Here is a 13133-nt window from a genome sequence, read left to right as displayed (position 1 = left end):
CGGGTCAGGCTGAACGATCAAACCGGCGGGGATCCGGCGTCTCGCGCCCCGTCGGGTCGCTTCCTGTCGCGTGCGGGCGAGCGGGGCGGCGGGCTGGCTGGTCGGTGGCGGACTGGCCCCACCTCGCCGACTGGAAGTGACCCGTCGGGTCAGGCTGAACGATCAAGTCGGCGGTCACGCGGCGGCTCGCGCCCCGTCGGGTCACTTCATGTCGCGTGCCGGCGAGCGGGGCGGCGGGCTGGCTGGTCGGTGGGGCGGCGCGGGGGAGCAGGCGCGAGGTGGAGGGTGCGCGGGTCGCGAGGTGCGGGTGCTGGTGGCGGCGACTGGGCGACTAGGCTCGGCGTCCGTGATCGTGCGCCGTGCCACCCCAGCTGACATCCCCGAGATCGTGCGCCTCAAGGCGCTCCTGATGGAGACGGGCTGGCCCTGGCCGGTCGCGGTCTCCGAGGACGAGGACTGGCGCCGGCGATGCGCCGAGGCGGCGGCTGTGCTGCTCGCGCGCGACACCTACGCCTGCTTCGTCGTGGACGTGGATCCCCTTGCGGGAGAGGGTGGCTCACTCGCCGGGTGCGTCAGCGTCGCGGTGGAGCAGCACCTGCCCGGTCCCCGCGGGCGGGGCTTGTCGGCATACCTCTCGGACATGAGCACCGACGTCCCCCACCGCGGCCGGGGCATCGGCACCGCGCTGCTCGACCACGCGATGGCGTGGGCCCGGGAGCAGGGCGCGGGTCGGATCGAGCTGCACTCGACGGAGTCGGGGCGTCGGGTCTACGAGCGGGCGGGGTTCGAGGCGGACGGGCCGTTCCGGCACCTGGGCCGTCAGCTCGTCTGACCGCAAGGCGCCCCCATCCGCCGAGTGGCCAGGCACCCTCGGATGCCTGGCCACTCGGGTGGAGCAAGACCTCAGAAGGTCTTGGCGTCGATCACGAAGCGGTAGCGCACGTCGCTGGCGACGACACGGTCGTAGGCCTCGTTGATCCGGTCGGCGTCGATCAGCTCGATCTCGGCGGTGATGTCGTGCTCCGCGCAGAAGTCGAGCATCTCCTGGGTCTCGGCGATGCCACCGATGCAGGACCCGGCCAGCGACTTGCGGGCGGGGATCAGCGCGAACGCCGGCACCTCGAGCGGCTTGGACGGGGCGCCGAGCTCGACGAGGGTGCCGTCGTAGCGCAGCAGCGCGAGGTAGTCCGCCATGGGCAGGTTGACCGACACGGTGTTGATGATGAGGTCGAACGTGCCCGCGAGGGCCTTCATCTCGTCCTCGTCGGTGGTGTTGACGTAGTGCTGGGCGCCGAACGTCGCGGCGTCCTCGCGCTTCTTGTCCGAGTGGGACAGGACGGTGACCTCGGCGCCCATCGCGCTCGCGATCTTGACGCCGACGTGCCCGAGGCCGCCCATGCCGATGATGGCGACCTTGGTCCCCTCGGTGACGCCCCAGTGGCGCAGGGGGGAGTAGAGCGTGATGCCCGCGCACAGCAGCGGCGTGACGGCGGCCTCGTCGAGGGACTCCGGGACGCGGACGACGAACTTCTCGTCGACGACCACGTGGGTGGAGTAGCCGCCCTGGGTGATCGTGCCGTCCTTGTCGACGGCGCCGTAGGTGCCGATGTTGCCCTGCAGGCAGTACTGCTCGAGGCCCTCCTCGCACGCCGCGCACTCCTGGCAGGAGTTGACCATGCAGCCGACGCCGACCAGGTCGCCGACCTGGTGGCGGCTGACGTCCGAGCCGACCTCGGTGACGCGGCCGACGATCTCGTGGCCGGGGGCGAGGGGGTACTGCTGGGCACCCCACTCGTCGCGGACGGTGTGGATGACGGAGTGGCAGATGCCGGCGAACTCGATGTCGATGAGCACGTCGTGCTCTCCGACGTCGCGGCGGGTGATCGTGGACTTCTCGAGGGGGGCTCCCGCAGAGGGGGCCGCGTAGGCAGCAACGTCCATCATGCGCTCCACGACAATCCGCGTGGTTGAGCCGATCTCGTCCAGTCTGCTGAGCGAGACCTGCGCGTCCCACGCAGTGTTCACGTCGTCGTGCCCGCCCCGTCACCCCGGTGTGAGACACCAGTCGTATGACGACCACCCCCGTCGCGACGTCCGCCTCCCGGAGCTCCGGCGTCACCGCGCCGTCCGCCAGGCGGGACCTCCGAGCTCGGCGCCAGGTCCTGACGAGGTCGGTGATGGGGCTGGCCCTCCTGGTGGTGGTGCTCCACGCGGTGGTCGGCATCCTGCCCGACGCGCCGGTGGTCTGGGTCCTCACCCCCGACCGGCTGGTCCTCCTGGTGGGGCTCGCCGCGGGCCTCGTCGCAGCCCCGTCGCCGCGGGAGTGGGCGACCTGGCTCGACCTGCCGATCGTGCTCCTGGTCGCGGCGTCGGCCGCGTCCGTGGTCGCCAGCGGTCAGGGATGGCCGGTATGGCGGGCGCTGCTCACCGGCGTCATGACCTGCTACCTCGCGGTGGGCCTGATGCGGCGGCACCCGTCGTCGTGGACCCTCGTCACCGGATCGGCCCTCGTGGCGTGCGCGGTCACCGGGCTCGCGGCGCTGCACCAGTGGGCGGACGACGTGCCCACCGGCTTCTGCCGCGCAGGCCTGGCCGCCGGGCGCGAGCTGTGCAGCGACCCGGACGCGATGGTCCGCGTGACCGGGACCTTCGGCAACCCGAACGTGCTCGCCGCAGCCCTCGTCCTGCTCCTGCCCGTCGCCTGGGCCGGGGCGACGAGCCTCCCGACGTCGTCGGCCCGTCTCGTGGGGCACGCGGTCGTGGTACTCGGCTACGTCGCCGTGCTGCTGACGTGGTCCCGGGCGGGCGTGGCTGCGGCCGTGGTCGGAGCGACCGTCCTGGTGGTGCTGCGGCCCGGCTGGTCGCGCCGGGTCTCCACCGCCGTCGCTGCCGCGGTCGTGATCGGCGGGGTGCTGGTGGTCGGCGGCAGCCTGGGGGTGCGGCGGGACGTGTGGGGCGCGGCGCTGCGCGTCGTGGCCGGACACCCCCTGGCGTCGGGCCCGGCCGGTCGGGCGCGGTCATCGACCAGCAGGTGCCGGGTCCGGAGAGGTTCCGGCATGCCCACGACCTGTGGCTGAGCTGGACAGTCGAGGGTGGCTGGCTGGCGGGGGCCGCGGTGGTCGCGCTCACGCTCGGGGCGGTGTGGTTGATCCGGCGCGGCGTGCGCTCCGGCTCGACGGTGGCGCGGGTGGCCGGTGCCGGTCTCGCGGGGTTCGCGGTGATGTCGTTGGTCGACCACCCGGCGAACACGACCGGGATCGCCACGCTGCTGTGGCTGCTGCTGGGCCTGGTCGCCGGAGTCGGGAAGGCCGGAGTCGGGAAGACCGGGGTCAGGGAGAGCAGGTCGGTCGCACCGCCGCGGCCCTAGCGGGTGGAGATGGCCACCGTCATCGGTGGTGGACCCCACCCGTTGCGCGCGGCGAGGTGGGCTCCACCCGTTGCGCGCGGCGAGGTGGGCTCCACCCGTTGCGCGCGGCGAGGTGGGCTCCACCCGTTGCTTGCGGCGAGGTGGGCTCAACGCGTTGCGCGCGGCGGCGGGGTGAACCGACCGATCTGAGGCGCCGGCGGGTCAGGCGTGCTGGTGGCGGGGCCGCTCGAAGGCCATGACGACGACGGCACCGACGAGGATCACGGCGGCGGGGACCAGCAGCGCGTCACCCATCGCGGCGCTGAACGCCTCGGCCACCTGCGGCGGCATGGTGCCGCCCGTGCCGCCCATGGTGGGGGCGGCGCCCGAGGATCCGGGGAGGTGCGCGGCCAGCCGGTCCTCCATGGCCAGCGCGATGGCCGCCGACCCGAGCACCGAGCCGATCTGCCGGGTGGTGTTGTAGACGCCGGACCCGGCGCCCGCCTCGCGACGGTCGAGGTTGGCGGTCGCCGAGGTGGACAGGGGAGCCCACATGAAGCCGTTGGCAACGCCGAGCAGGGCGACGGGCAGGAGCAGCTCCCACAGGGGCATGTCGGCGCGCAGCACGGCCCGCATCCACACGAGCGACACGGCGTAGGACAGCAGCCCGATCCCCGCCAGGACTCGGGGGTGCGTACGGGCCACGAGCCGGCCCACCACCGGGGCCAGACCACCGGAGATGACCGCCATCGGCGCCATGAGCAGGGCGGCGTAGGTCGGCGAGAGGCCCCGCACGCTCTGCGCCCAGATCATGATGGGGAACATCGTCGAGGTGACGGCGAAGCCCACGGTGGTGATGGCGACGTTGGCCACCGAGAAGTTGCGGTCGCGGAAGAGGCGCAGCGGCACGAGCGGCTCGCTGCGCTGACGCGCCTGCCAGACGACGAACGCGATCATCACGAGCACACCGAACCCGATGAGGCGCCACACCGTGATCGGCCCGGTGATCGTGGACCAGTCGTAGCTGTGCCCCTCCTCGATGCCGAAGACGATGCAGAAGAGACCCACCGCGGACAGCACGACCCCGATCCAGTCGAACCGGTGCGCGTGGGTGTCCAGGGTGGGGACGAGCCGCCAGGCGAGCACCATCGCGAGCAGGCCCACCGGGACGTTGATGAAGAAGATCCACTCCCACCCGAGGGTGTCGACGAGCACGCCACCGAGGACCGGGCCGACGAGCGTCGCCACCCCGGCGACGGCGCCCCACAGGCCCATGGCCTGCCCGCGCGACTGCGGCGGGAAGAGGCGCGTGATCACCGACATCGTCTGCGGGCTCATGAGCGCGGCCCCGAGGCCCTGGATCACGCGGGCGACGATGAGCCCGGTGATGGTGCCGGTCAGTCCGCACCACAGGGACGCGAGGGTGAAGATCGTGAGTCCGACGAGGTAGACGCGCTTGGGGCCGTAGCGGTCACCGAGCCGCCCGGTGATGAGCAGGGGGACGGCGTAGGCGAGCAGGTAGGCGCTGGTCACCCACACCGCCGCGCCGATGTCGGCGTGCAGCCCGGACATGAGCGCGGGCATCGCGACGGTCACGATCGTGGAGTCGACCAGGATCATGAAGAACCCCAGGCACAGGGCCCACAGCGCCGGCCACGGGCTCGCGGTGCGCGAGTCGTCGGCGGGAGCGCTGCCGGCAGGGCGCGCGGTGGGTGGAGCCTGCTCGGGTGACGTCACGCTCGCAGCGTCTCACGAGCCACTGACACACCCCTCCTGCCGCGGGGTCGCGTGCCGTATGCCGGATGCCGCCCCGCCGCCTCGCGGGTCACCGGAGGCGGCGGGCGCACGGCATGCGGCTCAGACCGCGGCGGGCCGGGCACCCTCGCGGGCAGGTGGCTCCGCCCGCTCGTCCTCCGTCCCCGTCCCATCCGAGATGCGCATGCCGTAGAAGGAGCGGTAGACGAAGTAGGCCGAGATCACGAAGAACACCGCGGCCAGCGAGTGGGTCAGCCCGGTCCCCGACGACGCGGCGAGCTGCACGGCCAGCTCGACGGCCAGCAGGCCGAACAGGGTCGTGAACTTGATGACCGGGTTGAGCGCGACCGAGGAGGTGTCCTTGTAGGGGTCGCCGACCGTGTCGCCCACGATCGTCGCGTCGTGCAGGGCCGTGCCCTTGGCGTGCAGGTCGACCTCGACGACCTTCTTGGCGTTGTCCCACGCGCCGCCGGCGTCGGCCATGAAGATCGCCTGGTAGAGCCCGAACAACGCGATCGAGATCAGGTAGCCGATGAAGAAGAACGGCTCGACGAACGCGAACGCCAGGGTGGAGAAGAACACGCCGAGGAACATGTTGAGCATGCCCTTCTGGGCGTACTGCGTGCAGATCTCGACGACGCGGGTGGAGTCCTCGTCGCTGGCCTTGGTCGCCCCGTCGAGGTGGATGTTGTCCTTGATGAACTCCACCGCGCGGTAGGCCCCGGTGGTGACGGCCTGGATGGACGCCCCGGTGAACCAGTAGATCGTCGCGCCGCCGGTGATGAGGCCGAGCAGGAACGGCGGGTGCATCAGCGAGAGGTTGACCATCTCCTCGGTGCGACCACCGGTGAGCGCCATGATGATCGAGAAGATCATGGTCGTGGATCCGACGACGGCGGTGCCGATCAGCACGGGCTTGGCGGTGGCCTTGAATGTGTTGCCCGCGCCGTCGTTCTCCTCGAGGAGGTACTTGGCGCGCTCCCACTCCACGTCGAAGCCGTGCTCGGCCCGGATCTGCTCGGCGACGCCGGGGATGTCCTCGATGACGGACAGCTCGTAGACGCTCTGGGCGTTGTCGGTGACCGGCCCGTACGAGTCGACCGCGATGGTCACCGGCCCCATCCCGAGGAAGCCGAACGCGACCAGCCCGAACGCGAACACCGCGGGAGCGATCATCAGCGCACCGAGGGCGATCGTCGAGATCAGATAGGCGCCACCCATGAGCCCGACGATGGCGATGCCCAGCCAGTATGCCGAGAAGTTGCCCGCCACGAGCCCGGAGAGGATGTCGAGGGAGGCACCGCCCTGGCGCGAGCTCGTCACGACCTCCCGCACGTGCCGGCTGTGGGTGGAGGTGAAGACCTTGACCAGCTCGGGGATGAGGGCACCGGCCAGGGTGCCGCAGGACACGATCGTCGCCAGCTGCCACCACAGGCCGGTGCCCAGGTCGGCGATCAGCGCCCAGGAGGTCAGGTAGGTCAGGGCGATGCACACGGCCGACGTGAGCCACACGAGCGCGGACAGCGGCGTCTCGAAGTTCATCCGGTCGCGGTGCGCGTAGCGGCGACCCGCCATGACCTGGTTGCCGGCGTAGGACAGGCCGGACGCGATGACCATCACGGCGCGGATGACGAAGATCCACACGAGCAGCTTGACCTGCGTGGCGGGGTCGGGGACCGCCAGGAGGATGAAGGTGATGAGGGCGACCCCGGTGACGCCATACGTCTCGAAACCGTCGGCCGACGGGCCGACCGAGTCGCCGGCGTTGTCCCCGGTGCAGTCGGCGATGACGCCGGGGTTGCGGGCGTCGTCCTCCTTGATCTTGAACGCGATCTTCATCAGGTCCGAGCCGATGTCGGCGATCTTGGTGAAGATGCCGCCCGCGATGCGCAGCGCGCTCGCGCCGAGGGACTCGCCGATCGCGAAGCCGATGAAGCACGCCCCCGCGAGCGATCCCGGCACGAAGAGCATGATCACGAGCATCATCAGCAGCTCGACGCTGATCAGCGCCATGCCGATGGACATGCCGGACTTCATGGGGATCTCGTAGACGGGATAGGGCTTGCCCCGCAGGGCCGCGAACGCCGTGCGGCTGTTGGCGAAGGTGTTGACGCGGATGCCGAACCACGCCACGGCATACGACCCGCCCATCCCGACCAGGCTGAAGGCGAGGACGACGAGCACCCGGCCCACCGAGTAGTGCATGAGGAAGGCGAAGTAGGCCACGATCACCGCGGCGATGAAGACCCACAGCATCAGCAGGAAGCGACCCTGCTGGACGAGATAGGCCTTGCACGTCCGGTAGATGAGCTCGGAGACCTCGTGCATCGACTCGTGCACCGGGAGCCTCCGCAGCTGGCCGTAGGTCACGAAGCCGAACACCAGGCCGAGCAGGCACACCACGATGCCGCCCATGAGCAGCGAGTGGCCACTGATGCCACCCAGGAAGTCGACCGACCCGAGGTCGGGGAGGTGGAGGTCGGCCTCGCCGGCGGCCGGGACGCGGAGTGGGGGCGCAAGGACTGTGTCTACCTGCATGATCGGCTCGATCCGAGAACGTCGTCGTTCAGCTGTCGCTGGTCACCGAATCCGTCTAGTGGCACCTACGACACTACGAGGGCGCGTTCGTGGGCCGAGCACGGGGGTCGCCGTTATCGAGACCCGCTGCGAATCCCCTGACGGCTCAAGGGAAGGCCCGGCTGGGCACGACGGGCGGGACGGGCGCAGGGTGGCTACTCTCCTCGCTAGGTCGCGCGACCACGCCGCGATCGCTCACCGAGGAGTCGCCATGCTGACCATCTGGGGTCTGCTGATCGTCACCATCTTCATGGTGCTGATCATGACCAAGCGCACCACCCCGTTCACCGCCCTGGTGCTGAGCCCGGTGCTGATCGCCCTGCTCGCCGGGTTCGGCGACAAGATCGGTGACCACAGCCTCGCCGGCGTCAAGGGCGTGGCGCCCACGGTGTTCCTGCTGCTGTTCGCCATCCTCTACTTCGGCCTGATGCTGACCGCGGGGCTGTTCGACCCGCTCGTGCGACTGATCCTGCGGATCGTCAAGGGTGATCCCCTCCGGGTGCTGGTGGGCACGGCGCTCCTCGCAGCCGTGGTCTCGGTCGACGGCGACGGGTCGACCACGACGATGATCGTGTGCTCGGCGATGATCCCCGTCTATCGCCGGCTGGGCATGAAGATGATGGACCTCGCCGTCCTGGTGATCATGGCCAACTCGATCATGAACCTCCTGCCCTGGGGCGGTCCGACGGCCCGCATCATCGCCGCGCTCAAGGTCGACGAGGGCGAGCTGCTGCGCAAGCTCCTGCCGGGCATGCTCATCGCCACGGTCTGGGTCGTGATCGTCGCCGTGATCCGCGGTCGTGCGGAGCGCAAGCGCCTCGGCATCGTGGACCTGTCCTCCGAGGAGGTCATGGCGCTGTCGCCGGCGAACTCCCTCATCGAGGCGTCTAACGACAGCGAGGAGACCGCGCACGCGCTCGAGCACGAGGGCGAGAAGCTCAAGCGGCCCCACATGATCTGGCCGAACTTCATCCTCACGATGGTCATGATGGTGACGCTCGTGTTCGGCGGGATGTGGATCATCCCGGACATCCCCTCGGCGATCATCTTCGAGGTGGGCTTCGCGATCGCGCTGCTGCTGAACTACCGCAAGCTGAACGAGTCCCGCGACATCATCGAGATCCACGGCGCCAACGCGATGCACGTGATCGTGATGGTGCTGGCGGCCGGCGTCTTCATGGGCATCCTCAACGGGACCGGCATGTCCGAGGCGATGGGCCAGTCCATCGGTGACGTCGTCCCGCCCTCGCTCGGCGACCGCTGGGGCATGGTCACGGCGTTCGCGTCGATCCCCGGCACCTTCCTGCTGTCCAACGACGCGTTCTACCTCGGGGTCCTGCCGATCCTCGCCGAGACCGGCGCGGGCTACGGCTTCACCCCGATGCAGATCGCCGTGGCCTCGACGACCGGCCAGGCCTTCCACCTGCTGTCCCCGCTGGTCGGCTTCATCTACCTCCTGCTCCACCTGACCGGCGTCGACATGGGCACCTGGCAGCGCACGGCCGCCAAGTGGAGCATCGGGACGTTCGTGGTGTTCCTGCTGTGCGCCGTGACCATCGGCGGCGTGCCCATCTGACCCCCGCCGCCCCGCCCCCGAGATCGTGAGGGTTTCGTCCAAGAAGGTTGGACCAAACACTCACGATCTTGGTGGAGCGGGAGCGGGGGCGGGGGCTGGGGCTGGGGCTGTCGTGACGGTCGTGGCCCGGGTGGCCTCGGCGCGCTGGCGGATGCGGTGCGCCAGCTCGACGTCCAGCTGCGTGATGCCGTCCCGCCAGTGCGTCCACAGCTCCCAGCGCGTGCGCGCCCTGCGGATGTCGATGAACGGGTGGTGGTCCATCTGCTCGGCCTCGTCGGCGACCCACTCGACCAGCCGCACGGCCTCGAGGAAGGACCCGGACTCGTAGGTCGCGACCAGGTGCCCGTCCACGCGCTCCCACCCCGGCAGGTCGCGCAGCTGGCGGGTGATCTCCTCGTCGTCCAGCAGTCGGCTCATGCCGACATCATCGCCCCTGGGAGAGGATGGGCCGTATGCCGGAACCCATCGCCGTCGTCGGGGCCGCGCTCCTCGACGACCTGTCACGACCGAGGCTGCTGCTGGGCGCCCGCCGCACCGAGCCCTCCCACCTGGCGGGCGGGTGGGAGCTGCCCGGCGGCAAGGTCGACCCCGGCGAGACCGAGCTGGAGGCGCTGCACCGCGAGCTGCGCGAGGAGCTCGGCGTCGACCTGGTCGTGGGGGAGGAGGTCACCGGTCCCCTCCCGGACGGGCGGTGGGTGCTGAGCGAGCGGTACGCCATACGCGTCTGGACCGCGCAGGTGAGCGGGGTCGAGCCGAGGGCGCTGGAGGACCACGACGAGCTGCGCTGGCTCGGGCGGGACGACCTCGGCGAGGTGCCGTGGCTGCCCGCTGACCTGCCGATCGTCGAAGCGGTGGCTCGCCTCCTGACGTCCTGACGACCCGCCCGGGATCCGCGTGGACAGACCTGGACGGGGGTTCGTCACGCATGGTCACGGCAGGTCCCGCGGGCTGAGACAATGGAGGCATGGCTCAGAAGACCCGCGGCGACATCCGAAACGTCGCCATCGTTGCTCACGTCGACCACGGCAAGACGACTCTTGTCGACAAGATGCTCTGGCAGGGGGGTGCCTTCGGCGAGCACGACCACGTCGACGAGCGGGCCATGGACAGCGGCGACCTGGAGCGCGAGAAGGGCATCACGATCCTCGCCAAGAACACCGCGATCCACTACAACGGCCCCTCCGCCTCGGAGTTCCCCGAGGGCGTCACCATCAACATCATCGACACCCCGGGGCACGCCGACTTCGGCGGCGAGGTCGAGCGCGGCCTGTCCATGGTCGACGGCGTCGTCCTGCTCGTCGACGCGTCCGAGGGCCCGCTGCCCCAGACCCGCTTCGTGCTCCGCAAGGCGCTGCAGGCCAAGCTGCCGGTCGTCCTGTGCATCAACAAGGTCGACCGCCCCGACTCCCGCATCGCGGAGGTGGTGGACGAGGTCTACGAGCTGTTCATGGACCTGGACGCCGACGAGCACCAGATCGAGTTCCCGATCGTCTACGCGTCGGCCAAGTCCGGCCTCGCCTCGACCGAGCGCCCTGCGGACGGCGGCCTGCCCGACAGCCCCGACCTGGAGCCGCTGTTCCGCACGATCATGGAGACCGTCCCCGCGCCCGTCTACGACGACGAGGCCCCGCTGCAGGCGCACGTCACCAACCTCGACTCGTCCAACTTCCTCGGCCGCCTCGCGCTGCTGCGCGTCTTCAACGGCGAGATCCGCAAGGGCCAGCAGGCCATGTGGTTCCAGCACGACGGCTCGTCCAAGCAGGTCAAGATCACCGAGCTGCTGGTCACCGAGGGCCTGGAGCGCAAGCCCGCCGACAAGGCCGGCCCCGGCGACATCATCGCCATCGCGGGCATCGCGGACATCATGATCGGTGACACCATCGCCGACCCCGAGGACCCCCGCCCGCTGCCGATCATCACGGTCGACGAGCCCGCGATCTCCATGACCATCGGCACCAACACCTCGCCGCTCGTAGGCAAGGAGCGCGGCACCAAGGTCACGGCCCGCCTGGTCAAGGACCGCCTCGACCGCGAGCTCATCGGCAACGTGTCGCTGCGCGTCCTGCCGACCGAGCGTCCTGACGCCTGGGAGGTCCAGGGCCGTGGCGAGCTCGCGCTGGCGATCCTCGTCGAGCAGATGCGCCGCGAGGGCTTCGAGCTGACCGTCGGCAAGCCGCAGGTGGTCACCCGCGAGGTCGACGGCAAGCTGCATGAGCCGACCGAGCGCCTCACCATCGACACCCCCGACGAGTTCCTCGGCGCGGTCACCCAGATCATGGCCGCCCGCAAGGGCCGCATGGAGCAGATGACCAACCACGGCACCGGCTGGGTCCGCATGGAGTTCCTGGTGCCCTCGCGCGGCCTGATCGGCTTCCGCACCGAGTTCCTCACCGAGACACGCGGCGCCGGCATCGCGCACCACGTGTTCGAGGACTACGAGCCGTGGTTCGGCACCATCTCGACCCGTCAGTCCGGCTCGCTCGTGTCCGACCGCGCGGGGGCCGTCACGTCCTACGCCATGGTCAACCTGCAGGAGCGCGGCACCCTGTTCGTCGAGCCGACCACCGAGGTCTACGAGGGCATGATCGTCGGCGAGAACTCCCGCGCCGACGACATGGACGTCAACATCACCAAGGAGAAGAAGCTCACCAACGTGCGCGCCTCCTCCGCCGACAACTTCGAGAAGGTCGTGCCCCCGCGCCGGCTCTCCCTGGAGCAGTCGCTGGAGTTCTGCCGCGAGGACGAGTGCGTCGAGGTGACCCCTCAGCACGTGCGCATCCGCAAGGTCGTGCTCCCCGCGAACGAGCGCGCCCGCACCGCCTCCCGCGCCCGCTCCGAGGCCAAGCGCGAGCAGGGCCAGTGATCCACCGCCCCTGATCCTCGGGGGCAGCGCGTATGCCGACAGCCGGTCACCGTCCCGCGACGCGGGGGTGACCGGCTGTCCGGCATACCGGAGGACAGGGCACTGAGACCCAGGTCACGATCGGGACACGGTGGGCGTCGGGGACTGTCCAGGGCCCGGTGCTGTCCCTAGTGTCACGAGCACCTGCGCGCCCCGGTCGCTCACCCGGGGGAGCGCAGGCCCGCTCCCGAAAGGCACGCCGTCGATGTCGACCTCTCCCACCCATGCCGATCAGGCGGAGATCGCCGTCGACGTCGCGCCCGTGGAGGGCGACGACATCAAGGGTCGCTCTCCGTGGCAGCTCGTGCTCGCCCGGCTGCGGCGCGACCGCGTCACGATGGCCGCGCTCGTCGGCTCGATCGTGGTCATCCTGCTCGGCATCCTGGCCCCCATCCTGACCTCCCTCGGCGTGCTGGACCTGAGCAACCACGAGGAGCTCGTGCAGGAGCTCGGCTCGATGCCGTCCGGGTCGATGGGCGGCGTCACCGGTGACCACTGGCTGGGCGTCCAGCCGGGCACCGGCCGCGACCTCCTGGCACTGATCCTGTCCGGGATGACCACCTCGCTGCTCGTGGCTGTCTCGGCCACCGCCATGGCCATCGTGCTCGGCACGATCATGGGCCTGGTATCCGGCTTCGCGGGCGGGCGCACCGACTGGCTCATCAGCCGGGTCATCGACCTCGTGCTGTCCTTCCCGCAGACCCTGATGCTGCTCTCGCTGCAGACGGTCATGGTCACCTGGATCGCCGACCTGATCGGCCTGGCCGACACGGCCTCCACGCCCAAGCTGCTCTTCATCATCACGGTGCTCGGGTTCTTCGGCTGGCCCTACTTCGCCCGCATCGTCCGCGGTCAGGTGATGTCGCTGCGCGAGCGGGAGTTCGTGGAGGCCGCACGCTCCCTGGGGGCCCGACCCTGGCGGCTCTACACCAAGGAGCTGCTCCCGCACCTGTGGGCGCCCATCCTCGTCTACACCA

At 70.3% G+C, this 13133-nt stretch carries 11 protein-coding genes; 7 read left to right on the top strand and 4 right to left on the bottom strand.

What is annotated here, in order from left to right:
- The first annotated feature begins 346 nt into the window (after positions 1 to 346).
- Positions 347 to 832 (top strand): GNAT family N-acetyltransferase, encoded by a 486-nt coding sequence (locus B2P18_RS07195; protein ID WP_239265113.1) that lies wholly within the window; start codon positions 347 to 349, stop codon positions 830 to 832.
- A gap of 71 nt (positions 833 to 903) precedes the next feature.
- Here B2P18_RS07195 and B2P18_RS07190 read toward each other — a convergent pair whose 3' ends face one another.
- On the bottom strand, positions 904 to 1944 hold the full coding sequence (locus B2P18_RS07190) for an NAD(P)-dependent alcohol dehydrogenase (RefSeq protein ID WP_286957604.1): 1041 nt from the start codon (positions 1942 to 1944) through the stop codon (positions 904 to 906).
- Positions 1945 to 2069: 125 nt separating this feature from the next.
- On the opposite strand from B2P18_RS07190, the gene B2P18_RS07185 reads away from it, so the two are divergent.
- On the top strand, positions 2070 to 3077 hold the full coding sequence (locus tag B2P18_RS07185; RefSeq protein WP_286957602.1) for a hypothetical protein: 1008 nt from the start codon (positions 2070 to 2072) through the stop codon (positions 3075 to 3077).
- Positions 3032 to 3367 (top strand): hypothetical protein, encoded by a 336-nt coding sequence (locus B2P18_RS07180; protein WP_286957595.1) that lies wholly within the window; start codon positions 3032 to 3034, stop codon positions 3365 to 3367. Before B2P18_RS07185 ends, B2P18_RS07180 begins: the two co-directional genes overlap by 46 nt.
- 201 nt (positions 3368 to 3568) lie before the next feature.
- Here the strand turns inward: B2P18_RS07180 and B2P18_RS07175 are convergent, their stop codons facing one another.
- Positions 3569 to 5083 carry a DHA2 family efflux MFS transporter permease subunit gene (locus B2P18_RS07175; RefSeq protein ID WP_376783717.1) on the bottom strand — a complete coding sequence of 505 codons (1515 nt, stop codon included), beginning with the start codon at positions 5081 to 5083 and terminating at the stop codon, positions 3569 to 3571.
- A gap of 120 nt (positions 5084 to 5203) precedes the next feature.
- Positions 5204 to 7639, bottom strand: coding sequence for a sodium-translocating pyrophosphatase (locus tag B2P18_RS07170; protein WP_286957593.1), 2436 nt, complete (start codon positions 7637 to 7639; stop codon positions 5204 to 5206).
- Positions 7640 to 7889: 250 nt separating this feature from the next.
- Here B2P18_RS07170 and B2P18_RS07165 point away from each other — a divergent pair, with 250 nt between their 5' ends.
- On the top strand, positions 7890 to 9254 hold the full coding sequence (locus tag B2P18_RS07165; protein ID WP_286957590.1) for a CitMHS family transporter: 1365 nt from the start codon (positions 7890 to 7892) through the stop codon (positions 9252 to 9254).
- 60 nt (positions 9255 to 9314) lie between these two features.
- Here the strand turns inward: B2P18_RS07165 and B2P18_RS07160 are convergent, their stop codons facing one another.
- Positions 9315 to 9671: a 4a-hydroxytetrahydrobiopterin dehydratase gene (locus B2P18_RS07160; protein ID WP_286957588.1), complete on the bottom strand. Its 357-nt coding sequence runs from the start codon at positions 9669 to 9671 to the stop codon at positions 9315 to 9317.
- 35 nt (positions 9672 to 9706) lie between these two features.
- Here B2P18_RS07160 and B2P18_RS07155 point away from each other — a divergent pair, with 35 nt between their 5' ends.
- From B2P18_RS07155 to B2P18_RS07145, 3 genes are all read left to right on the top strand, one after another.
- Positions 9707 to 10129 (top strand): (deoxy)nucleoside triphosphate pyrophosphohydrolase, encoded by a 423-nt coding sequence (locus tag B2P18_RS07155; RefSeq protein ID WP_286957583.1) that lies wholly within the window; start codon positions 9707 to 9709, stop codon positions 10127 to 10129.
- Positions 10130 to 10218: 89 nt separating this feature from the next.
- The gene (gene typA, locus B2P18_RS07150) at positions 10219 to 12117 is read left to right on the top strand and encodes a translational GTPase TypA (RefSeq protein WP_286957582.1); all 1899 of its coding nucleotides are present in this window, start codon (positions 10219 to 10221) and stop codon (positions 12115 to 12117) included.
- A gap of 244 nt (positions 12118 to 12361) precedes the next feature.
- Positions 12362 to 13133: ABC transporter permease (locus tag B2P18_RS07145; RefSeq protein WP_286957578.1), on the top strand; the 772-nt coding region annotated here is incomplete at its 3' end.

The organism is Arsenicicoccus sp. UBA2120 (assembly GCF_002330965.1).
Taxonomy (GTDB): Bacteria; Actinomycetota; Actinomycetes; order Actinomycetales; family Dermatophilaceae; genus Arsenicicoccus; species Arsenicicoccus bolidensis.
The sequence above is the reverse complement of the archived record's forward strand: the minus strand, read 5'-3'. Positions and strand labels throughout refer to the sequence as shown.